The sequence below is a fragment of the Bacillus sp. LJBS17 genome (assembly GCF_019334685.1).
GTDB lineage: Bacteria > Bacillota > Bacilli > Bacillales > Bacillaceae > Bacillus > Bacillus subtilis.
Genome location: NZ_CP079759.1, coordinates 2818917 through 2842838 on the forward strand (window position 1 = coordinate 2818917; position 23922 = coordinate 2842838).

At 45.3% G+C, this 23922-nt stretch carries 22 protein-coding genes and 1 riboswitch; of the genes, 1 reads left to right on the plus strand and 21 read right to left on the minus strand.

Annotated features, from left to right (window positions below; translation table 11 throughout):
* The 9 genes from rph to sdhC form a co-directional block, all read right to left on the minus strand.
* Positions 1-738 (minus strand): ribonuclease PH, encoded by a 738-nt coding sequence (gene rph / locus KXZ66_RS14640; protein WP_003246039.1) that lies wholly within the window; start codon positions 736-738, stop codon positions 1-3.
* 110 nt (positions 739-848) lie between these two features.
* Positions 849-1949, minus strand: coding sequence for a spore germination protein GerM (gerM, locus tag KXZ66_RS14645; RefSeq protein WP_021480263.1), 1101 nt, complete (start codon positions 1947-1949; stop codon positions 849-851).
* Between the two features lie 114 nt (positions 1950-2063).
* Complete coding sequence (gene racE / locus KXZ66_RS14650) at positions 2064-2882, minus strand: glutamate racemase (RefSeq protein ID WP_015251521.1); 819 nt, start codon at positions 2880-2882, stop codon at positions 2064-2066.
* 7 nt (positions 2883-2889) lie between these two features.
* Entirely contained in the window at positions 2890-3330 is a 441-nt protein-coding gene (locus KXZ66_RS14655) for a MarR family winged helix-turn-helix transcriptional regulator (RefSeq protein WP_003229573.1), read from the minus strand.
* 243 nt (positions 3331-3573) lie between these two features.
* Entirely contained in the window at positions 3574-3798 is a 225-nt protein-coding gene (gerE, locus tag KXZ66_RS14660; RefSeq protein WP_003184172.1) for a spore germination transcription factor GerE, read from the minus strand.
* 115 nt (positions 3799-3913) lie between these two features.
* Positions 3914-4357, minus strand: coding sequence for an acyl-CoA thioesterase (locus KXZ66_RS14665; RefSeq protein WP_077671534.1), 444 nt, complete (start codon positions 4355-4357; stop codon positions 3914-3916).
* A gap of 60 nt (positions 4358-4417) precedes the next feature.
* On the minus strand, positions 4418-5179 hold the full coding sequence (sdhB, locus tag KXZ66_RS14670) for a succinate dehydrogenase iron-sulfur subunit (RefSeq protein WP_014477584.1): 762 nt from the start codon (positions 5177-5179) through the stop codon (positions 4418-4420).
* A 2-nt stretch (positions 5180-5181) separates the two neighbouring features.
* Positions 5182-6942: a succinate dehydrogenase flavoprotein subunit gene (sdhA, locus tag KXZ66_RS14675; protein WP_003229567.1), complete on the minus strand. Its 1761-nt coding sequence runs from the start codon at positions 6940-6942 to the stop codon at positions 5182-5184.
* 33 nt (positions 6943-6975) lie between these two features.
* Positions 6976-7584, minus strand: coding sequence for a succinate dehydrogenase cytochrome B558 (sdhC, locus tag KXZ66_RS14680; RefSeq protein ID WP_003222512.1), 609 nt, complete (start codon positions 7582-7584; stop codon positions 6976-6978).
* 292 nt (positions 7585-7876) lie between these two features.
* Between sdhC and KXZ66_RS14685 the strand changes: the two genes are divergently transcribed.
* A complete protein-coding gene (locus KXZ66_RS14685) occupies positions 7877-8323 on the plus strand; it encodes a YslB family protein (RefSeq protein ID WP_003222508.1) in 447 nt (148 codons plus the stop codon).
* Positions 8324-8366: 43 nt separating this feature from the next.
* Here KXZ66_RS14685 and KXZ66_RS14690 read toward each other — a convergent pair whose 3' ends face one another.
* From KXZ66_RS14690 to polX, 12 genes are all read right to left on the minus strand, one after another.
* Positions 8367-9593 (minus strand): aspartate kinase, encoded by a 1227-nt coding sequence (locus KXZ66_RS14690; protein WP_032726339.1) that lies wholly within the window; start codon positions 9591-9593, stop codon positions 8367-8369.
* 125 nt (positions 9594-9718) lie between these two features.
* Positions 9719-9898, minus strand: a riboswitch (Lysine riboswitch).
* A 64-nt stretch (positions 9899-9962) separates the two neighbouring features.
* Positions 9963-11735, minus strand: coding sequence for an excinuclease ABC subunit UvrC (gene uvrC, locus KXZ66_RS14695; protein WP_038828019.1), 1773 nt, complete (start codon positions 11733-11735; stop codon positions 9963-9965).
* Between the two features lie 135 nt (positions 11736-11870).
* On the minus strand, positions 11871-12185 hold the full coding sequence (gene trxA / locus KXZ66_RS14700) for a thioredoxin (RefSeq protein ID WP_003222500.1): 315 nt from the start codon (positions 12183-12185) through the stop codon (positions 11871-11873).
* Positions 12186-12507: 322 nt separating this feature from the next.
* Positions 12508-13995: an alpha-L-arabinofuranosidase AbfB gene (abfB, locus tag KXZ66_RS14705; RefSeq protein WP_015483534.1), complete on the minus strand. Its 1488-nt coding sequence runs from the start codon at positions 13993-13995 to the stop codon at positions 12508-12510.
* Between the two features lie 217 nt (positions 13996-14212).
* Positions 14213-15190, minus strand: coding sequence for an electron transfer flavoprotein subunit alpha (gene etfA, locus KXZ66_RS14710; protein WP_004398999.1), 978 nt, complete (start codon positions 15188-15190; stop codon positions 14213-14215).
* Between the two features lie 35 nt (positions 15191-15225).
* Positions 15226-15999, minus strand: a complete 774-nt coding sequence (gene etfB / locus KXZ66_RS14715) for an electron transfer flavoprotein subunit beta (RefSeq protein WP_014480500.1) — start codon at positions 15997-15999, stop codon at positions 15226-15228.
* Between the two features lie 14 nt (positions 16000-16013).
* Complete coding sequence (locus KXZ66_RS14720; RefSeq protein ID WP_077671532.1) at positions 16014-16790, minus strand: enoyl-CoA hydratase; 777 nt, start codon at positions 16788-16790, stop codon at positions 16014-16016.
* A 14-nt stretch (positions 16791-16804) separates the two neighbouring features.
* The gene (gene fadR / locus KXZ66_RS14725; RefSeq protein ID WP_014477593.1) at positions 16805-17389 is read right to left on the minus strand and encodes a fatty acid metabolism transcriptional regulator FadR; all 585 of its coding nucleotides are present in this window, start codon (positions 17387-17389) and stop codon (positions 16805-16807) included.
* A 105-nt stretch (positions 17390-17494) separates the two neighbouring features.
* Positions 17495-19177, minus strand: a complete 1683-nt coding sequence (lcfA, locus tag KXZ66_RS14730; protein ID WP_072175577.1) for a long-chain-fatty-acid--CoA ligase LcfA — start codon at positions 19175-19177, stop codon at positions 17495-17497.
* Between the two features lie 188 nt (positions 19178-19365).
* Entirely contained in the window at positions 19366-19770 is a 405-nt protein-coding gene (locus tag KXZ66_RS14735) for a DUF350 domain-containing protein (protein ID WP_003237674.1), read from the minus strand.
* A gap of 14 nt (positions 19771-19784) precedes the next feature.
* Positions 19785-22142 (minus strand): endonuclease MutS2, encoded by a 2358-nt coding sequence (locus KXZ66_RS14740; RefSeq protein WP_015251513.1) that lies wholly within the window; start codon positions 22140-22142, stop codon positions 19785-19787.
* 20 nt (positions 22143-22162) lie between these two features.
* The gene (gene polX / locus KXZ66_RS14745) at positions 22163-23875 is read right to left on the minus strand and encodes a DNA polymerase/3'-5' exonuclease PolX (protein ID WP_003229538.1); all 1713 of its coding nucleotides are present in this window, start codon (positions 23873-23875) and stop codon (positions 22163-22165) included.
* Between the last annotated feature and the right edge of the window lie 47 nt (positions 23876-23922).

Below are 23922 nucleotides of genomic sequence, written 5' to 3' on the forward strand. Positions count from 1 at the left end.
TTATTTCAGTTCTGGCAGAGAATCACCCAGCACTTCTTTTTGCTTGTCAATCAGCTCTTGAATTCCTTTTTCTGCAAGACCCAGAAGACCGTTCAGATCCTCTCTTGAAAAAGTCGCCTCTTCCCCGGTTCCCTGCAGTTCCACAAAACGGCCGCTGCCTGTCATGATGACATTCATGTCAACTTCAGCGGAGGAATCTTCTTCATAATTTAAATCTAACAAAATTCCCTGTTCCTTATCAATTCCAACAGAGATCGCAGCAAGAAAATCAGTGATCGGATTTGTCTTGATTGTTCCTGCTTTGATCAGCTTGCCAATCGCAATCGCCATAGCAAGAAATGCGCCTGTAATGGAAGCTGTTCTAGTTCCTCCATCAGCTTGAATGACATCACAGTCAATCCAAATCGTCCGTTCACCGAGCTTTTCCAGATCTACAACAGCTCGAAGCGCGCGGCCGATCAGGCGTTGGATCTCCATTGTTCTGCCGGAAATTTTCCCCTTAGAAGATTCTCTGATTGTTCTTTGGTTTGTTGCCCGCGGCAGCATGCTGTACTCTGCTGTAATCCAGCCTTTCCCTCCGCCCCGCAAAAACGGCGGTACGCGGTCCTCAACAGACGCGTTGCAGATTACCTTTGTATTCCCTGCTGTTATTAGAACAGAACCTTCCGGATGGCTGATAAAATCCAAATCGAATGTGATTGGACGCAGCTCATCGTGTTGTCTTCCGTCATGTCTCATGTTTTACCTCCGATTGTATGTACATAAACCATTTTTGTCCCGGAATTGAATAAAGAAAGAGGCAGCCGGAACGCTAACCTCTTTCTTTCTAGTATATCAAAAATCCCAATTTAAAAACTACCCGTATTCACTTGAGATGGTCTGGAGACCGGTTCTGTGAGCTTTTCGCCTTTTTCATTTACCAGCTCTGATTTTCCGTTCACTTTAACAGACACGCCTTTTATATCCGGCTGCTCCGTTAACGTGAGCACAATGCTGTTCAGCACTTCTGAAGAAATCATTTTCGTCTTCTCATCGGCGCTGCCGAATATAGATTGATTGAAATCCAACGTCACGCGCCCGTCTTTGATTTTCGGTTTGCTGACCAGCTTTACATCTTCACTGAAGTCTGTTAACAGCCCGCTCACCTTGCTTGGGCCTTTAGCCAATTCATTAATGGCTGCTGTGATGTCGTCTTTTTCCGAATTGTCGATTCGTTTGGTCACCGGCACGTAGTATTCACTGTCTTCATTTTCCGCCAAATAGTAGACTGTCAGCGGATGGGTAGCAGTGAGATCATTTACACCGGCTGTTTCCAAATTAATGCCGTCTTTGCGGCTTAAATCATCTGAGATCGGCGTCCCTCCTACAGGCATCTCCTTCAGTTCATGCCCGTTTATTCTCAGCTTCACTTTATCTATCGAACTAAATTGCGTCAGCGTCCACGTCACAGATTGAACGATTTTCTGTTCGTCTTCTTTCTTATAATTTTTGAACTCATTAGAGAAATCAGCTATCGCGGTTCCATCTTTTTTGATGTCAACGTTAACGGTGGTGTCAGCCGGCAATACAGCTCTGAAGCCATTCGGAAGAATTTCAGACACAGGCCCGCCCTGTACGAGGTATTCAAGCGCCTGCTTAGCCGTACTCTCACTTTTAGGGAGAGGCAGCGTTTGCGCAACAACATATCCGTTTTTATCAATGAGATAAAGCTCCCTCATAACAGTAGATGAGGCTTGATCCGCTTTTGCGGTATCGCTTTTTTCACTTTCTGTTTTTTTGGCTGCTGTTGTATTTGAATTGGCACCCGCTTCATCGTTCACGAATGTAACGTCTTGAGGCGGATCAATTTCCTCGGCTGCCTTATCAGATTGAAACAAACCGCATCCGGATAAAAGCAAGGCAGAGGTGAGACAAGTGGCACCAATGACTGCAGGTCCTTTTTTCAGCATACTTTTCCCTCCTAAGGATGTTTGTACTATTATGTATACGAGCCTCTTTAGGAAATAGACCGAAGAATTCCGGCAAAACAGAAAAAAACCCGCAACATACCGTTGCGGGGAAAACTATCTTCTAATCGGTTCTTGCAGGGAGATGCATTCCACATGACCTACCTCATGCCCAAACCAATCGTCTGCGATTTTCGCAAACTGATCACGCGCTCCTGTTGTCAAGAACTGATGATCCGGGGCATTCGCAGACTGGTTCAGCAACCCTTTATACGAGAGAATCGTGCTGACTTCCCGGGCTGTTTCATCGCCGGACGAAATAATGTTAACGTGTTCTCCCATATATCTTTGAATGGCTTCTTTCAAAATGGGATAGTGGGTGCAGCCTAAAATCAGCGAATCAATCGATGTATCTTTTAACGGATACAGCGAGGTTTTGACAATCTCGTCTGCTGTTTTATCGAGAAACTTCCCGCTTTCCACAAAAGGCACAAGCAGCGGGCAGGCAAGGTTTTCAACCTTCAGATCAGGATTTAATGCCAAAAGCGCCTCTTCGTACGCATTGCTCTTAATCGTATTCTCTGTGCCGATGACACCGATATGCTGATTATCCGTCACTTTTATCGCTGCTCTCGCACCAGGCTGAATCACTCCGACCACCGGTATACCGACGCTTCGCTGGATGTCATCCAATGCGATCGCTGTTGCTGTATTACAGGCGATCACCAGCATTTTGATGTGGTGGTTTTCGAGTAAATAATTCGTCAGCTCCCACGTATATTGAAGCACCTCTTCTTCAGGGCGCGGCCCATAAGGACACCGTTTCGTATCCCCAACGTAGATAATATTTTCTTTAGGTAGCTGTCTCATGATTTCCTTCGCAACGGTTAAACCGCCAACCCCGGAATCAATGACTCCTATTGGTTGTTCCAACAAAATCGCCTCATTTTCTCTTCATTTCATGCTGCAGTTTCATCAAAGATTTTTCGAAGATGGCTATTTCTTCATCTGTAAACGATTCGAACATATCACGCAGATATTCCTGTCTTTTTGTAATGACCTCTTGGATAATCCGTTCTCCTTCAGGCAGCAGATGTATCCGGACAACACGTCTGTCCGCCGGGTCCTTGACCCGCTCAACAAGCTCATTTTTTTGCATGCGGTCGATTAGGTCTGTTGTCGTGCTGCATGCCAGATACATTTTGCCCGATAATTCACCGATTGTCATATCTCCTAATTCATAAAGCCATTGCAAGCCGACAAATTGCGGCGGCGTAATCGCATATTGGTTAAGGATTTCTCGTCCTTTTTGCTTAATGATCGCGGCAATGTGGCGGAGTGACTTTTCAATATCCGCAACATGCTCCAAAGGTTTTGATGTCATTTGTCCATCCCTCACTCAAGGATCTCTTACGCACAAAAGCGTTCCGTGTCTATTTTCCTTCTTTTTTGAAGAAAATGCAAGACTCGCAGGAGAGAAATAGAGGACTTTAGTCAAACAACATCAAGAAATAAAATTTAATTTATGACTTGCCTACGTTTTGCACAGCATTCCAAATATGGTTTCGAATGTTCCAAACAAACAGCAATAACCGGCTCCTTCCAAAAGAAGGAATACCGGCAAGGATTAAAGCTCTAGCTCACCCATTCTAAGAAGCTCAACAACGGCTTGCGAACGCCCTTTCACACCCAATTTCTGCATGGCATTTGAAATATGGTTTCGAACGGTTTTCTCACTGATAAATAGCTCGCTTGCAATCTCCTTTGTTGTCTTATCTTGAACGAGCAATTCGAACACTTCTCTTTCTCTTTTCGTTAGCAGCGGCTTCGATTGAAATTCTTTCTCCTTCAAGTATTGTAACCCTCCTTGCTAAGGTGAGAGCGAATCAGAAACGAATGGGTTTTGATATAGTCGAGATATCATATGTAAGAAGGGCGCAGGAGGTGACGTTTACAAGATAATTAGTTTATCGTGTATGAAGGAGCGTTTCTTTCTCCTCATCTGTCCAGCTGACAGCCTTGCCGCTTTCCTTTGAGACTTGAACCATCACGACTGCCCCGGTGAAGCAGGGTTCGCCTTCGAGGTTCTCTCCGAGATAGTGCAAGGTAAGAGATGAACTGCCGACTGCGCTTGTTTTCACATAGATGCGCAACTCTTCATAAGGCATGACTTGGCGCAAATAATCGCATTGCTGGCTTGCCACGACTGTCATGGTCTGTTTGTTTTCACTCATCATATTCAGCTGTTTAAAATAAGAAATCCGCGCCTCCTCAAAATATATAAAAGGGGTTACATTATTCATATGCCCAAACATGTCTGTCTCGGAAAATCTTACGGATACCTCATTGAAAAAAGAAAAGGATGTTTTCCATTCTTGAAACGGCATATCAATATAAGCGGGAAGCTTCATCTTTTTTCATCTCCTTATTGTTTAAAAAAACCTCTCCCATGCGGAAGAGGTTTTTTCTTCTTATACTCTGTCGCTTCCGAAGAAATTGCGGAACGCTTGTAAGTTTGTATCTCTATTCAAGGCTGCAATCGAAGTGGTAAGCGGAATCCCCTTCGGACAGGATTGAACACAGTTTTGCGAGTTACCGCAATCTTGAAGGCCGCCTTCATCCATTAATGCTTCTAATCGTTCAGATTTATTCATAGCGCCTGTCGGATGCGCGTTAAACAGGCGGACTTGCGACATCGGTGCAGGCCCCATGAACTTCGATTTGCTGTTCACATTCGGGCAAGCTTCGAGGCAGACGCCGCATGTCATGCATTTTGATAATTCATATGCCCATTGACGGCGTTTTTCCGGCATTCTCGGCCCCGGTCCTAAATCGTACGTACCGTCAATCGGTATCCACGCTTTAACTTTTTTCAATGAATCAAACATTCTGCTGCGATCAACCTGCAAATCACGAACGACTGGGAATGTTTTCATTGGTTTTAAACGGATCGGCTGTTCAAGCTGGTCGATAAGCGCCGTGCAAGACTGGCGGGGTTTTCCGTTTATGACCATTGAACATGCGCCGCATACTTCCTCAAGACAGTTCATATCCCATGTGACAGGGGTTGTCTTCTCACCTTTGACATTAACCGGATTCCGGCGGATTTCCATCAGAGCGGAAATGACGTTCAGATTCGGGCGGTATGGAATCTCAAATTCTTCATCGTAAGGCGTGCTGTCGGCTGTATCTTGACGTGTGATAATAAATCGTATGGTTTTTTGTTCACTCATGATTATTTCGCCACCTTCTTCTTCGAGTAATCCCGTTTCCGAGGCGTTATCAGTGATACATCGACATCCTGATACTCAAATTCCGGCGCTTCATACGGGCTTACATGTTTAGCCATTGTTGTTTTGAGCCATTCGTCATCATTACGTTCAGGATAATCCGGTTTATAATGGGCGCCCCGGCTTTCATTACGGTTGTATGCGCCAAGGGTAATCACCCTCGCAAGCTGAAGCATGTTCGAGAACTGGCGTGTGAACATCGCTCCCTGGTTGCTCCATTTTGTCGTGTCATTGATGTTGATCTTTTTGAAGCGCTCCATTAACTCCTGAATTTTGTCATCCGTTTTCAAAAGCTTGTCATTATGGCGGACAACTGTTACGTTCGCCGTCATCCACTCACCGAGCTCTTTGTGAAGAACATAGGCATTTTCGGTTCCGTCCATACTCATAATATCAGCCCATTTTTCTTCTTCTTTCTTAACGTGAGCGTCGAATAATGATGAAGACATGTCTTCCGCTGAAGATTCTAAGCCGTTTACATATTTCACCGCATTCGGTCCGGCCACCATGCCTCCGTAAATCGCAGACAGCAAGGAGTTCGCTCCCAAGCGGTTGCCGCCGTGCATAGAATAATCACATTCCCCAGCCGCAAACAGTCCAGGGATGTTTGTCATTTGATCGTAATCCACCCATAAACCGCCCATAGAATAATGGACCGCAGGGAAGATTTTCATTGGAAGCTTACGCGGGTCGTCTCCCATGAATTTCTCATAAATCTCAATGATGCCGCCAAGCTTAATGTCAAGCTCTTTCGGATCTTTATGAGACAGATCGAGATAGACCATGTTTTCACCGTTAATGCCGAGCTTCTGGTTCACACACACATCAAATATTTCGCGTGTCGCAATATCACGCGGCACCAGGTTTCCGTATGCCGGATATTTTTCCTCCAGGAAATACCACGGTTTGCCGTCTTTATATGTCCACACGCGACCGCCTTCACCACGCGCTGATTCACTCATCAGTCTTAGTTTGTCATCGCCCGGTATGGCTGTCGGGTGGATTTGAATGAATTCTCCGTTTGCATAATACGCTCCCTGCTGATAAACGATTGATGCAGCAGATCCTGTATTAATCATGGAGTTCGTTGATTTTCCAAAGATGATTCCCGGTCCGCCCGTCGCCATAATGACAGCGTCTGAACGGAAGGATTCAATTTGCATGTTTGTCAGGTTTTGTGCAACAATTCCACGGCAGGTTCTGTCATCATCTAAAACAGCGCCAAGGAATTCCCAGCCTTCGTATTTTGTGACCAGACCCGCAACTTCGTATCTGCGCACTTGCTCGTCCAGTGCGTAAAGCAGCTGCTGTCCCGTCGTCGCACCAGCATAAGCAGTTCTGTGGTGCTGTGTACCCCCGAATCGGCGGAAATCAAGCAGGCCTTCAGGCGTCCGGTTAAACATGACGCCCATCCGGTCTAATAAGTGGATGATCGAAGGCGCCGCTTCACACATCGCCTTGACTGGCGGCTGGTTGGCAAGAAAGTCTCCCCCGTATACCGTGTCATCAAAATGTTCCCACGGAGAGTCACCTTCCCCTTTTGTATTGACCGCTCCATTTATGCCGCCTTGCGCACAAACTGAATGAGAACGTTTGACAGGAACGATGGAAAACAATTTAACCGCCATTCCTGATTCCGCTGCTTTAATTGTCGCCATGAGGCCGGCAAGACCCCCGCCGACTACGATAATGCTTGATTGACTCATGATAGCCCCTCTCCCTCTAGTAATCTAGTACTCTTAAACAAATGCGAAAATCGCTTTTAAGCCTACGTATGACAGTGCAACAAAAATAATCAGCGTAACGTATGTCGAAATTCTTTGAGAACGAGGCGTTACCGTGATGCCCCATGTAACAGCGAAAGACCATAAACCGTTCGAGAAGTGGAAAATTGTTGATAAAACACCGACAATGTAAAAACCAAGCATAGCCGGAGAGCTCAAAATATTCGCCATCATGTCGAAATTGACCTCAGCACCCATTTGCGCGGCAATGCGGGTTTCCCACACGTGCCAGCTGACGAAAATGAGGGTGATGATACCGGTTACACGCTGCAGGACGAATAGCCAGTTTCTCATGTAGCTGTATTGACCTGCGTTATTTTTCGCAGTAAACGCTATGTACACACCATAAACTGCATGATAAATTAATGGTAAGAAGATAATAAAAATTTCCAAGGCATACCTGAAAGGCAGACTATCCATAAAATGAGCAGCGCTATTGAATGCTTCAGCGCCCCTTGCGGCAAACTGGTTGACGACTAAATGCTGAATGAGAAAGATGCCGACCGGTATGACGCCAAGCAAGGAATGCAATCTTCGAAAATAAAACTCTCTGTTCCCAGACATTACTTTACCCCCTGTTTGATAAGTGCGAAATGTGCTAAATCTCTTCCCCCACTTCTTTCAATTGTAAGCACTTTATTAAGATTTATTGACAATTTCATTTTACTCCTCCCTCAAAAGGGCGTCAAGAAAACGCGTACATAAATTATAATTTTCCGAATTGATTAGTTGATTGAAAAATTTTATTTTATCAATATATATTTCTTGCTTAATTTTTCATAAGAATTACAGGATCATTCTGTAATCCTCCCCCCTGTTTGAGCTATAATATACGCAGGAGAGAGGGGAGACAGATATGAAGTCTAAATTTGAAGCATCTATTGACAACCTAAAAGAAATTGAAATGAACGCCTATGCCTACGAACTAATACGAGAGATCGTTCTCCCAGATATGCTTGGCCAAGATTACTCTTCCATGATGTATTGGGCAGGAAAACATCTCGCCCGTAAGTTTCCTCTTGAATCATGGGAGGAATTTCCGGCCTTCTTTGAAGAAGCGGGCTGGGGAACCCTCACCAACGTAAGCGCTAAAAAACAGGAGCTTGAATTTGAACTTGAAGGGCCGATCATTTCCAACCGGCTTAAACATCAGAAAGAACCATGCTTTCAGCTGGAGGCTGGTTTTATCGCTGAACAAATTCAATTGATGAATGATCAGATTGCCGAATCATATGAACAAGTGAAAAAGAGAGCCGATAAAGTGGTTCTGACTGTGAAATGGGATATGAAAGACCCAGTGTAATCAAAAAGGCGGTGACTGCATAGTCCCGCCTTTTTGATTGTCATTACACAGCTGAAGGGTGTTTTGAAAGCTCAAATGCATCGTGAAGCGACTCGACTGCTTTCACCATGTCATTTTCGCTTACGACTGTTGACACTTTGATTTCAGATGTGCTGACCATTTTGATTAAAATGTTTTTTTGCGCCAGTACAGCAAACATTTCAGCCGCTACACCAGGATTTGAGACCATGCCGGATCCAACAATGGATACTTTAGCCAATTTGCTTTCTGTCTCGATTTTCTCAAATTCCAGCGCGTCTTTATACTCTTCAAGCACTGCAACGGTTTGGTCTGCATCTTCTGTTTTGACAGAGAAGGAAATTCCAGTCTTGTCCTCGGCCTGCGTTTGGATAATGATATCCACGTTTATGTTTCTTTTGGCAAGTGTCGTAAAAATAGTAGACAAAGTTGTCAGGCCGCTAGTCAGCCCGTAAATGGTTACTCTTGTGATTTGATCTTCAAATGCAATGCCTCTGACAATTAAATTCTGTTCCATGGAAGATTCCTCCTCAATTAATGTTCCCGCTGCGGTTTCTGTACTTGAACGCACTTCTAACGGCACTTGGTAATTTTTCGCGAACTCAACTGCTCTCGGATGAAGAACACCGGCGCCTAAATTGGCAAGCTCAAGCATTTCATCGTATGAGATGCCCTCAAGTTTTCTCGCTGATTTCACATAGCGCGGATCGGTTGTAAACACGCCTGGCACGTCTGTGTATATGTCACATTTATCAGCTTTTAAAGCGGCAGCCAAAGCAACTGCTGTTGTATCTGAACCGCCCCGGCCCAATGTCGTAATTTCACAATCCTCTGTCATGCCTTGGAATCCTGCAACAATGACAATTTTTCCTTTTTCAAGCTGGTCTGCTAAACCCGAAGTGTCGATATCTGTAATTCTGGCGTTTCCGTGAATGGCCTCCGTACGGATTCCCGCCTGCCAGCCAGTATAAGACACAGCGTCATAGCCTTTTTCCTGCAATGCCATTGAAAGGAGTGAAATCGTGACCTGCTCGCCTGTCGCCAGCAGCATATCCATTTCGCGTTTGCTCGGCTGGTCAGAAATAGCTTTTGCAAGGCTGACCAATTCGTCAGTGGATTTTCCCATTGCTGAAACGACGACAACGACTTGATGGCCTTTCTGTTTTTCTGCAATTGCGCGGTTTGCCGCATTTTGAATTTTTTCGACTGAGCCGACGGAAGTGCCTCCGAATTTTTGTACAATAAGACCCATGTATTACCACCCTTTACATTTTGGTTCGTGCGGGTGAGGAGAAAGAGCGCTTTGTCCACAATAAAAAAAGCAATGAGAGGAATACTCTCATTGCTTATCAATTAATCATCATAAATGATTATGAACAACGAGATAGCCCTCCAAGAAAATGATTTCTTGACAGCCTTACATTTATTCAATGCACGGCCAGCAAATAATACCGATGGGGTTTTATTTGCTTCGGCGACGCTCCCCTTTCAGCCTTTTTCACAGAATCCATCTTTCTCCAAAGGCATACTCTTGAAGTTCGCACCTCTATCTTCACCATATAACACGATCTAACTATGAAATTAGTTCACATTTTATCAGATCTTATTTAAAAGGACAACATTATTTTTGCAATTTGTCGTAAAGGAGCTGAGCCGCCGCTGCAGGAACACCGGCTTTTTTGATGTCCTCAAGGCTTGCTTCCTTCATTTTTTTAACGGAACCGAAATGCTTTAACAGCATTTTCTTTCTTTTCTCTCCGATACCCGGGATGTCGTCCAAAACGGATTGAAACGCGCTTTTTCCGCGGATTTGCCTGTGAAAACTGATTGCAAAACGGTGCACCTCGTCCTGAATGCGCTGCAGGAGGTAAAATTCCTGGCTGTTTCGTTCCAGATACACCACCTCCAGCGGCTCACCGATCAGTAAATTTGAGGTTCTGTGTTTTTCATCTTTCGCTAAACCGGCGATCGGGATATCCAAGCCGAGTTCATTTTCAATGACATCCCTTGCTGCGTTGATCTGCCCTTTTCCTCCGTCAATGATAATCAGATCGGGCAGCGGCAGATTCTCACGAAGCACTCTCGTATAGCGTCTTCTGACAACCTCTCTCATAGAACCGTAATCATCCGGCCCTGTAACGGTTTTGATTTTATATTTGCGGTATTCCTTTTTGTATGGTTTGCCGTCGATAAACACAATCATCGCGGAAACCGGGTTTGTCCCCTGTATGTTTGAGTTATCAAACGCTTCAATTCTGTGCGGCGTATAAATATTTAATGCCTCACCTAGTTTCTGCACAGCCCCGATTGAACGCTCCTCGTCGCGTTCGATTAAAGAGAATTTTTCTTTCAATGCGATTTTCGCATTTTTATGGGCAAGCATGAGCAGTTCTTTTTTCGGGCCTTTCTTCGGCTGGTGAACGTTTGTTTCCAGCAGCTGCTCGATCATGGATTGATCTACGCTGTCCGGAACTAAAATCTCCTTCGGAAGGAAGTGGTTGTTTTTTGAATAGAACTGCCCGATGAACGTGAGGAACTCTTCATCTGCTTCCTGATAAAGCGGGAACATGCTGACATCGCGTTCAATGAGCTTTCCTTGGCGGATGAAAAAGACCTGCACGCACATCCAGCCCTTATCGTACGCGTACGCGAATACATCACGGTCGACTAGATCGTTCATCGTCATTTTTTGTTTTTCCATCGTTGATTCAATATGGGCAATTTGGTCACGAAGCTCTTTTGCTCGTTCAAACTCAAGATTCTCAGCAGCTTCATGCATTTTCTCTTCAAGCTCTTTTTTGACCTCATTATAGCCGCCCCTTAAGAAACGTGTAATGCTTTCAACCAGCTCTCTGTTCGTCTCTTCGGAAATATCCTTTACACACGGAGCGAGGCATTGGCCCAGATGATAGTAAAGGCACACTCTGTCCGGGAGCTTGGAGCATTTTCTGAGAGGATACAGACGGTCGAGCAGTTTTTTTGTTTCCCTTGCTGCCTGTACATTCGGATACGGCCCGAAATAGCGCCCTTTGTCTTTTTTGACATTGCGGGTGACAATCAGCCTTGGGTGGCGTTCATGGGTGAGTTTTATGAAAGGATAGGTTTTGTCGTCTTTGAGCATGACGTTGTATTTCGGATCATGCTTTTTGATCAGATTCATTTCTAAAATAAGCGCTTCAAGATTGGAGGACGTCACGATATATTCAAAATCCTCGATTTCCGTCACAAGCCTTTGGGTTTTCGCGTCGTGAGAACCGGTGAAGTAGGAGCGCACTCTGTTTTTCAGCACTTTTGCTTTCCCTACGTAGATCACAGTCTGCTGCCGGTCCTTCATGAGATAACAACCCGGTTGATCAGGAAGGAGGGCGAGTTTTTCTTTCAGTTGTTTGTTCATATGTTACCCTTCCTTATGTTTAATCCTTTATTTCCAGTTTAACACGAACGTTTGTTTTTCTCTATGGTTCACAATTGGCGAATAAAAAAAGCGATCCCTCAATCGGAATCGCTCTGGCATGTAAGCAGCGGAAAATTAAAGATGTTTGTTTACAAGCTCTTGAAGCGCTTCTTTTGGTTTGAAGCCGACTGAAGTTTCAACTACTTCGCCGTCTTTTAACACAAGAAGAGTCGGGATGCTCATAACGCCGTATTTTCCGGCAGTTTCTTGGTTTTCGTCAACATCGATTTTTACGATTTTCAGTTTGTCTCCCATTTCTTGATCCAATTCTTCAAGAACAGGTGCAATCATTTTACAAGGTCCGCACCAAGGAGCCCAGAAGTCTGCCAGTACGACGCCTTCGCTTGTTTCAGCTGAGAAAGATTGATCAGTTGCTTTTACGATAGCCATTATTGAATTCCTCCAATGTGAAATGATGATTTTTAGTATAGCATCTCCCATTCGTTCACGCTATTTTAATGCTTACAAATTATTTTTTCCTGATCACAGCCGGTTTACTCATTTTTATATGGTTGAATGGGATATGCTCTTTTTTTAAAACACAAATCTGATAATGGCCCCGATCACTACAATTGCCCCAATAATCATTAAAATGGTACGAAGCATAGGATCACATCTCCTCTTCACTGTCATGTACTTTACCATGCCCTGCCGGAGCTGTTTTAAAACCTGAAAAAGAGCGCCGGCATGAAGCTCCGGCGCTCTTGCGCGATTAAGAATCAGCACGCAGCGTAAGTAAGACGACTGACATTGGCGGGAGTTTTACTTTCAGTTTGTTTTTGCTGAGCGTGTATTGTCTGAAGGATTCCGGTTTGACATGATGAGGATCGTCAAACGTGTTATGCGCATTCATTTTTTCTGCCGTAAGAATGACCCCGGAATGGTCCGCTGCCTTGTGTAGGCCCCTCAGCTCGATTTCCGCCTCTGCTTTGTTTTGGTGATCGATGTTGCAAATTGTGATATTGATATCGCCTTCAGCTTGTTTCGACGCTGAAATGCTGATTTGCGGAAGCGTTTCACCGTTCCATTCATAGTCGGCAGACATTGTCTCTGTGGCTAAAAGAGAAGCGTCCTGGTGCACCTTAAACATATTGAATACATGGTACGTCGGTGTCAAAAGCATCCGCTCTCCCTCAGTCAAAATCATCGCTTGAAGAACATTTACTGTTTGGGCGATGTTGGCCATTTGCACCCGGCGGCAATGCTGATGGAAAATGTGGAAATGAGAAGCCGCCACCAGTGCATCACGAATGGTGTTTTGCTGATATAAGAAACCGGGATTCGTGCCTGGCTCGGGATCAAACCACGTGCCCCATTCATCAATAATCAGCCCGACCCGCTGCTCCGGATCGTACCGGTCCATAATCGTGCCGTGTTTTTGAATCAATTCATCGATGTATTTGGCTTTTTTCATCGTAATAAACCATTCATCTTCCGTGAATTCTGTGGCTGATCCTTTGCCCTTCCAGAAATCCCCCGGAATCGTGTAATAATGAAGACTCAACCCGTCCATCAGGCCAGCGGCTTTTTTCATAAGCACGTCCGTCCAATTAAAATCATCCACATTTGCGCCGCCTGCAATTTTATAAATGTCATTCCCGCTGTAATTGCGGACATAAGTCTGAAAACGCCGGTACAGATCTGCGTAGTATTCGGGATGCATGTTGCCGCCGCAGCCCCAGTTTTCATTGCCCACGCCGAAATATTTCAGCTTCCAAGGTTCTTCTCTTCCATTTTGCTTTCTCCAGTCTGACATCGGCGTGCCTTCTTCAAATGTCATATACTCAATCCACTCCGCCATTTCCTGAACGGTTCCGCTTCCGACATTGCCGCAAATATATGGCTCGCATTCAAGCAGCTCGCAAAGCATCATAAATTCATGCGTTCCGAATTCATTTGATTCAATTGTACCGCCCCAGTGAGTGTTCAGCATTGTCTTACGGTCACCGACACCGTTTGCCCAATGGTATTCGTCCGCAAAACACCCGCCCGGCCACCTGAGGACAGGAATGTGCAGCTGTTTGAGCGCCTCCAGCACGTCCTTTCGTATCCCGTTGATATTGGGGATGTCTGAGTCCGTTCCGACCCAGATCCCCTCATAAATCCCTCTTCCTAAATGCTCAGCAAAATGACCGTATATATTTTTGTTAATGGTTCCTTTTACGATATCTGTTTGAATCACTGCTTGATGTTCAGACATGCCTCTGATCATTCCTTTCATACGGATATGAAAAGCACCACAGTCAAATATGTGATCTGTCTTTTGCCTGAGGAGTCAGCATGAATGTAAGCGCTTTTAAAGTAACCATATTATATATGTTCGTACATGTCAACGAAATTTTCTATTGTTTTTATATTTGTACGTATGTATTTATAAATATGAAAAAATCCCGAACTTTTAAAGTCCGGGATTTCCTTTATGAGTGTATATTCAATTGTTTGAATTCCTCAGTTAATAACGGGACAACTTCAAATAAATCACCAACGATGCCGTAATCCGCTATTTTAAAGATATCGGCTTCGGGGTCTTTATTGATGGCGACGATCACCTTGCTGTTTGACATGCCGGCCAAATGCTGGATGGCGCCGGAAATGCCGCATGCAATGTACAAATCCGGAGTGACGACTTTCCCGGTCTGCCCGATTTGGAGAGCATAATCGCAATAATCAGCGTCACATGCCCCGCGAGAAGCCCCGACTGCGGCCCCTAGCACCTCTGCAAGCTCCTGCAGAGGCTGAAATCCCTCCTTGCTTTTGACTCCTCGGCCGCCCGCAACGATAATTTTTGCTTCGGAGAGATCAACGCCGTCAGCTGTTTTTTTCACGACCTCTTGGATAACAGTGCGGAGGTCAGTAAGAGAAACATCAATGCTTTCGATGCTCCCCGATCTGCTGGTGTCTTTTTCTGAAGCTTGAATGTTATTGGGGCGAATTGTTGCAAAGATCATCGGATCGGTTGAAATGACGCGTTCAAAAGCTTTCCCCGAGTAAATCGGCCGTGTGAACACAACATTCCCTCCGGTAACGCTTACATCTATAGCATCAGAAATTAAGCCTGTTTGCAGACGGGCAGCAAGCTTCGGTGAAAGATCCTTGCCCATTGCCGTATGCCCGAAGATGACTGAATCAGGATTTTCTTGCTCGATAACACCTCTCATGACCTGGCTGTACCCGTCTGCCGTGTATGTTTTCAGCTTCGGGTCCTCAGCGGTAAGAACTTTATCTGCTCCGTAATGAATAAGCTCTTGTGCAATGCTTTGTACATTTTCACCGATGAGAACACCGATGACTTCCCCATCTCCTGAAATGGTTCTTCCTGCAGCTATTGCTTCAAAGGTGACATTCCGCAATTCCCCATCGCGTATTTCTCCAAGCACGATCACTTTTTTTCCCATTCTAACATCCCCCTGTTTCTTTGAATGTCCAAGCTTTAAATGACTTTAGCTTCGCTGCGGAGCAATGAAACAAGCTCTTTTGCCTGTTCAGCAGGCTCACCTTGGAGAAGCTTCCCGGCTTCTTTTTTCGGCGGCAGAAAACGTTCAATGGTTTTCAGCTTTGGTTCAGCATCCTCTTCGTCCAGGTCAAGATCATCAAGTTCAAGCTCTTCAAGCGGCTTTTTCTTAGCCTTCATAATTCCCGGAAGCGATGGATAGCGCGGCTCGTTTAAGCCCTGCTGAGCTGTGACAAGCAATGGGAGCGTCGTTTTGATTTTTTCAACATCCCCTTCGACGTCCCTTTCTGCTTCTGCATCAGTGCCGTTGATTTCGAGTTTGGTGATCGTAGTGATACATGGAATGTCCAGTAGCTCGGCAAGCCGAGGCGCCACTTGTCCTGATCCTCCGTCAATGGCAACATTTCCGCCGAGAATCAAATCAAACTCCTGATCCTTCATATAGTGGTATAAAACTTGAGAAATGGAATATTGGTCGGGTTCTTCAAGATCATCTTCTATGTTGATTAAAACAGCTTGGTCACAACCCATGGCAAGCGCCGTACGCAATTCTTTCTCCGCTTCTTCACCGCCGACCGTGACGGCGGTGATCGTGCCGCCATGCTTTTCCTTCAGCTGGATGGCTTCTTCTATCGCGTACTCATCATATGGATTAATAATCCATTCCGCTCCGTCATCCTGAATCTTTCCTGTTTCAATGACGATTTTTTCTTCTGTGTCAAACGTCCGTTTCATCAGTACAAATAGATTCATGATCATATCCCCTTTTATTCGCCTTTGAACTGAGGCTTTCTTTTTTCGAGAAATGCCTGGATGCCTTCCTTGGCGTCCTCTGACTCAAATGCTTCCCCAAATCGCTTTGCTTCAAGCTTTAAGCTGCCTTCATAGGAATACACCTTGTTGGAATAAAGAAGTTCAAGCAAAGATGCCAGCGTTTGTGGGCTTTTCTCTGCAAACTTAGCGGCAAGTGCTTTTGCTTTTTCAATCACTTCTGCCTCATCTTTCGCTCCAATTGAGACAAGTCCGAGATCAAGCGCTTCTTTTCCGGATATCGGTTCTCCTGATCCGATAAGCTCTAATGCTTTGGCTGTACCGACATATCTCGGAAGGCGCTGTGTCCCCGCAAAACCTGGAATGATACCGAGATTAAGCTCCGGGAGCCCCAGCTTAGCATCTTCTGTTGCGATTCTGATATGACAGGCCATCGCAAGCTCCAGCCCGCCTCCGAGAGCAGCGCCGTGAATCGCTGCGATAATCGGTTTTGGAAAGCTTTCGATTCTCTCCATTAACTGCTGGCCGCGCTCAGCGAGCAATGAGGAATCCTCATTGCCTTTAAGCGATGTAAATTCTTTAATATCAGCGCCGGCTGAGAAAAATCTTCCCTCGCCGTGAATGATAATGCTTCGAACGCCTGCATCTATCTCACATTGATCAAGACAGGAAGACAGCTCTTCTAATATCCGGCTGGAAAGCGCATTTGCCGGCGGATTGTGAATCGCCAAAACTGCCACAAATTGATCAACTGCCAGTGATATTGCATTCATAGGACAGAACTCCTTTACTTATTATGAATTCCGGACACCAATAATTCTAAAACGCTGTCTGAAAGCGCAGCAAGATCGTACTTTTGGTCATTCATCACCCAAGTTGTCACGGTTTCGTCAATCGTTCCAAAAATCATCTGCCGGGCGAGGCGGACGTCGAGGCCTTCTTTTAATTCGCCTGATTGTATGCCTTCCGTCAAAATGCCATCCAAAATATTTAAGTAGCCTTTTAATATTTCGTTGATTTTTTGGCGCAGCTCCAAGTTGGATTGGCGGAGCTCAAGCTGCGTGACAATTGCGAGATTATGGTCACCCGCTAAAAGGGAAAAATGCTTTGAAATCACAAGCGCCAATTTCTCTTTCGCTGTTGCTTTTTCTTTAATGTCCTCTTCCATCCGCTCAATAAATTGACCCATTTTTTCTTTGAAAAGAGAAATTAAAATATCTTCTTTGTTTTTAAAATAGAGATAGATGGTGCCGTCCGCTACCCCAGCTTGTTTGGCAATTTTGGATACCTGTGACTGGTGGTAGCCGTTTTCTGCAATGACTTCTACTGCTGCATCAATAATCTGCATATACTTTGGCCGTTTTTGCTTCAATGTTCATCGTTCCTTCCTATAGAAATGAATGACTATTCATTCATAATTTCATGATAAGAAGGATTTTCAGGTTTGTCAAGTTTATTCATAGGCGTTCTCTTTTTTTTATTTGATATGATGATTTTCGGTTTCTTCTTCAAGTAAACGCCTTCTTAAAATTTTTCCCACCGCCGTTTTCGGCAACTCCTTTCTGAAGTCATAGGCTTTGGGCACCTTATAGGGAGCTAGACGTGATCTCGCAAAAGCGTCCAGTTCTTCTGCATCGGCTTTTGCGCCTTTCTTTAATACGACAAATGCTTTTACTGTTTCTCCCCTGTAGGAATCGGGAACGCCTGCAACAACAATTTCCTGTATGGCTTCATGTTCATAAAGCGCTTCTTCTACCTCACGCGGGTAAATATTGTAACCGCCGGCAATGATGATATCCTTCTTCCTGTCAGCAATATAGAAAAAGCCTTCTTCATCCATATAGCCCATGTCCCCGGTGAACAGCCAGCCATCTCTCAGCACTGCGGCGGTTTCCTCTGGTTTATTCCAGTATCCTTTCATGACTTGCGGACCTTTTACAATGATTTCTCCATGCTCATACGGAGCGGCAAGCTCACCCGTCTCTTCAGAATAGATCGCAGCGTCCGTACTTGGCCAAGGACAGCCGATACTGCCCGGCTTGTTTTTTCCCCAGATAAAATTGGCGTGCGTCACTGGGGATGCCTCAGACAAACCATAGCCTTCCACAAGCTTTCCGCCAGTCACCTTTTCAAATTTCTGCTTTACCTCCACAGGGAGCGCGGCTGATCCGCTAAGACAGCTTTTAATGGATGACAGATCATAATGCTGCAATTCGGGGTGATGCAAAAGGCCAATGTAAATTGTCGGTGCGCCAGGAAAGAGCGTCGGTTTGTGTTTGTCGATGATTTTAAGTGTTTCGAGCGGATCAAACTTAGGAAGAAGAATCATTTCGAAGCCTAGTTTAATCGAATAGTTCATGACTGCCGTCAGTCCGTAGACATGAAAAAACGGGACGATGCCCAGCACTTTTTCAGCGCCTTCTTTCACGTCATACATCCAAGCGGCGCACATTTCAGTATTTGCCAAAATATTTTGGTGCGTGAGCATGACCCCTTTTGGAGCTCCGGTTGTTCCTCCGGTATACTGGAGGACAGCGATATCATGCTCAGGATCGATCTTCGGGATTGTCAGGAGTTCAGTTTTTTCCTGCTTCATACTGGAAGCGAACGTGTGAATGTTAGCTGTTTTGTCAAAGTCGATATGCACTTTTTGTTTTTGCGTCAGCGGGTAAAGAATATTCTTCGGAAAAGGCAAATAGTCTTTTACGCTGGTTATCAAAATCTGGTCGACTATTGATAACGTTTTCATTTTTATTGCCTTCGGGAAAAGCAAATCTAAGGTGATGATTACACTTACCTGAGCATCTCTAAGCTGGTATTCAAGCTCGTGCTCGGTATAAAGCGGATTCGTCTGCACCACGATGCCACCGGCAAACAAGACGCCATAATAAGAAATCACTGTTTGCGGGCAATTGGGCAGCATAACAGCCACTCTGTCTCCTTTTTGCAGGCCATTGCACTGCAAAAAAGCTGCAAGTTTAAGAGCATCCGTCAGAATGTCATGAAAGGTGAGTTTTTTTCCATAAAACGATATTGCGGTTTTATCAGGGAATCGTGCGGCGGAGTCTGTCAGGATGGATTGCAGGGTTTTATTCGGCAACGGAAGCTCATGCGGGATATCGTTGGGATACTCGGCAAGCCACGGCTTTTGAGACTGCATAAAACCTCCCCTTTCGATTTTAGAGATCCACCTTATCATTATAGCAGATGGACGGCAAAAAAAAGAAAAAGAAAGGTAAATCTTTCTTTTTCTCATAATATGAACAGATATATAAGACCAATTAACAAAAAGATTCCCGCTGCGACGAGCAGTATTTTCGCAAGCTTTTCCATCTATTCTCCGTCCCCTTATATTCCGGCTGCCACCACAAATGAAAGCCCGACAGAAATGACAAATGAAATAAAGCCGACAGCCCGGTTATCATTTTCGATTTCCTGATCAATTTTAAACCGCGGAGTCAAAAACTCAAAAATAAAGTAGCTGATCAGAAGCATAACAAACCCGTAAACGCCCCAGCCGATCATTTGCAGCAGCGAATTGTGCTGGGAGATGGAATGCTGAAATACGTTTGCGATTCCCAAAATTTTTCCGCCGGTCGCCATTGCCACCGCAAGATTTCCTTTTTGAATCTCTTCCCAGTTTTTATAAGCCGTCACCAGCTCAAACACAGTCAAAAAGAGGACGAGGCAGAGAACCGCGACACTGTAATATGCCGCGATTTCCACAAGCTCGTTTTCCCAAAAATCACTCATGGCCATACTCCCTTTTATTTTAGTTCAACAACCGTAACGCCTGATCCTCCCTCACCTGCTTCACCGAAACGGGAACTTTTGACGCTGCGGTGGTTTTTCAGAAGATCCTGTACGCCTTTTCTTAAAGCGCCGGTTCCTTTTCCGTGGATGATTGACACTCTTGGATATCCGGCTAACACCGCATCATCCAAGTATTTTTCAACCCGGCTGAGGGCATTTTCATAGCGTTCGCCGCGAAGATCAAGTTCAAGCGATACGTGATAGTCCTTTCCTTTGACCGCTGTAATCATTTTTTCTTTTTTTGGCTCCGGAGCTGATTTGATAAACTCCAGATCTTTTTCTTTTACTTTCATCTTTAAAATACCGATTTGAACGTTCCATTCATTGCCGCCTGTTTTTTCGAGCAATGTTCCTTTTTGCCCGAAAGTGAGGACTTTCACCTCGTCGCCAGGCTTAAAGTCGCGTTTTTGCGTTTTCGGCTTTTCCGGTTTCTTGGACTTTTCAAAAGCAGGCATAGCGCCTTCTAACCGTTTCTTCGCGTTAATCAGCTCGTGATCCTTGAAGGATTTGTGTTCTTCTTTTATGGAGCGCAATTCATGAATAATGTCCTCGGCTTCTTTCATTGCCGCTTTTACTTTTTCAGCAGCCTGCTGTTCTGCCTCTTCAAGCATTTTGTCTTTTTTGCTGTTAAGCTCGATGATTTGCTGCTGCAGCTCTTTATGCAGTTTTTCCGCTTCTTTTCTGATTGATTCTGTCTCAGAAAGCTCTTCTTCCGCACGTTTTTTGCTTTGTTCCAGCGACGCAATCATCGTATCGACTTCGTTATGCTCGGCCGTCATTTCTGACTTCGCCTGCCCGATGATATGGTCCGGGAGCCCGAGGCGTTTTGAAATTTCGAAAGCATTGCTTCGACCCGGCACACCAATTAAAAGTTTATAGGTCGGTGACAGCGTTTCGATGTCAAATTCAACGCTGGCATTCATGACGCCTTCTCTGTTATAGCCGTACGCCTTCAATTCCGGATAATGCGTCGTAGCTAACACTCGTGCATTGGTGCGATGCACGTCATCCAAGATGCTCATGGCGAGGGCCGCCCCCTCCTGCGGATCTGTCCCTGCACCAAGTTCATCGAAAAGCACAAGGCTGTTTTCATTGACCTGTTCTAAAATGCCGACAATATTCACCATATGGGATGAGAACGTACTTAAACTTTGCTCAATCGACTGTTCATCACCGATATCAGCGAATACGTGCTCAAATACTGCCGCTTCTGACCCTTCATCTGCCGGGATATGAAGACCTGACTGCGCCATTAAGGTTAGCAGGCCTAACGTTTTAAGGGTGACTGTTTTCCCCCCGGTGTTTGGCCCTGTGATGACAATGGTTGAAAAATCGCGGCCAAGCTCGATGTCATTGGCAACAACCTGGTCAGGCGGAAGCAATGGATGGCGGGCTTTTTTCAAACGGATAAAGCCGGTGTCGTTCATAATCGGTTTTGTCGCTTTAACCGCTTTTGCATATCTAGCTTTTGCAAAAATAAAGTCAAGCGTCTGCAGCACTTGCAAATCTAGAAATAGCTCCTCTGTATACTCTGCCGTTTTCTCTGTCAGCACACGCAAAATCCGTTCAATTTCTTGCTTTTCTTTCACTTTCGCCTGCTGAAGGGAATTGTTCATATCTACAATCGCCTGCGGTTCAATGAATAATGTCGCACCAGAGGATGAGGTGTCGTGCACAATTCCTCCATAGCTGGATCTGTACTCCTGTTTGACCGGGATCACAAAGCGGTCATTCCGAATCGTAACAATCGTATCAGACAGCATTTTCGATGCGGAAGAGGAACGCAGCATCGACTCTAACCGGTCTCTGACTCTTGATTCGAGTGTTCTGAGCTGTGTGCGGATTCCTCTTAATGTTTCCGATGCATGATCAAGCACTTCTCCGTGATCATCGATGCAGGAATTAATGTCCCGCTCTAAATCGGACAGCGTGATAAGCTGTTCAGCATGCTGATGGATCAGCGGAATGTCGACACCGTCTTCAGCCATTTGCGTGATAAAATGTTTCATTTGTTTAACTGCATAAAGCAGGCCTGAGATTTCAGTGAATTCAGAAGGACTGAGAACGCTGCCGATTTCCGCCCGTCTTAACGCTCCTCTGATATCTACAAGGCCGCCAAATGGCGCTTGGCCTCTCAGCCGGATAATGTCAGAAGCTTCGTCTACTTCATCCAGCTGTTTTTTGATTTCGTCTATAGAAGCAGAAGGCTTAAGCTCGAGAAGCATTTCTTTTCCGAGCGATGAAGCGGCATGCCCAATAACCTGTTCTTTCACTTTATGAAATTCAAGAGCTGATAATACTTTTTGCTGCACGATTGTGTGAGCCTCCTTACTTAATCGTTGCGCTTCAGAAATGCCTCTACGTCTTTAAGCGACCGGGCATTCAGAACGTTTTTCGTTTCCGTCCATCCTTTGCGCGCGGCAGTAACGCCAGTTTTCATATCGTCTAACATCTCAATATTATGGGCATCAGTATTAATCACCAATGTAACCCCTTGTTCGTTTGCTTTCATTAAATGCTCTGTGCGCAGATCAAGGCGCGCAGGGTTGGCGTTGAGTTCAAGCGCCGTATTTGTTTTCCTCGCAAGCTCAATCAGCTGATCAATATCGATTTCGTAACCGGCCCGTCTGCCGATAAGGCGCCCGGTCGGGTGTGCGATAATGTCAACATGCTTGTTTGTCAGTGCCGTCTCAAGCCGTTTCATAATCACGTGTTCCGGCTGATTAAAACTGGAATGAATCGATGCAATAACGATATCCATTTCCGCAAGCACATCGTCATCATAATCGAGCGTACCGTCAGGCAGGATATCCATCTCAACGCCTTTCAAAATACGGAAGTTTTCAAACTCTGCATTCAGCGCGTCAATTTCTTTTGCCTGCTGCTTAAGTCTTTCTGCAGTAAGCCCGTTGGCGACCTTTAAATATTGTGAGTGATCGGTGATCGCCATGTATTGATAGCCTTTTTTGATGCAGGCTTCAGCCATCTCTCTGATCGAAAATGCGCCATCGCTCCACGTTGAGTGCATGTGGAGATCACCTTTGATTTGCCCGAGCTCTATCAGTTCAATGCTGTCGCTGTAGGTTTCCACTTCCTGTCCGCTTTCACGAATTTCCGGCGGAATCAGCGGCAGGCCGAAGTGCGCATAAAATTCACGTTCACTCGGAAATGTTTTGATCTCTCCGGTTTCAACTGTCTCAACGCCGTATTCACTGATCCGCTCGCCGCGTTCTTTGGCGATTTGGCGCATCTTAATATTGTGATCCTTTGATCCCGTAAAATGATGGAGGGTTGTCGGAAACTGCTCTTCCGTCACAAGACGGAAATCGACGCTTGTTTCATATTCAAAGGAAAGGATGACGGACACCTTCGTATCTCCGCTTGCGATCACGCTTTTGATGTTTGGCAGCTCAAGAAGCTGCTCTCTTACTTCAGCCGGATGATCTGTAGCAATGATATAATCCAGATCCTTCACCGTTTCCCGCGCTCTGCGGAGACTTCCGGCACGAGAAAATTTGATGATATGCGTAAATTGAGAAAGATGCTCCTCAATTTCCCGCGCGATCCGGAGGGCGTAGCCGATCGGGAACCGTTCAGGCTGTTTTCCGGCTTCCCCGAGCGCCTGTAATATTTTTTCTTCCGATTTTTTTCCAAAGCCCGCAAGACCTTGCACCTTTTGCTGTTCACAGGCTTCCTTTAGAGATTCTGCATCGTGTACGCCGAGCTCTTTATACAGCTTTGCGATTTTTTTGCCGCCGAGCCCCGGCAGCTTCAATAAAGGCACGAGTCCTTCCGGCACTTCTTTCTGAAGCGATTCGAGCGTGCTTGACTTTCCTTCATCTATATACTCTTTAATGACGCTGTACGTTCCTTTTCCAATGCCGGACAGCGACATCATATCGTCCATTTCTGATAAGCTTCGGTCGTCCTGTTCCAGAGCTGCCGCCGCTTTTCGGAAGGCGGATACTTTAAACGGGTTGTCCCCTTTGAGTTCCATGTAGACTGCAATGGTTTCAAGCAGCCGGATAATATCTTTTTTATGCATATCATAACCCCCAGACGTTCACATATGTTTCCATCATACTTGAAAAA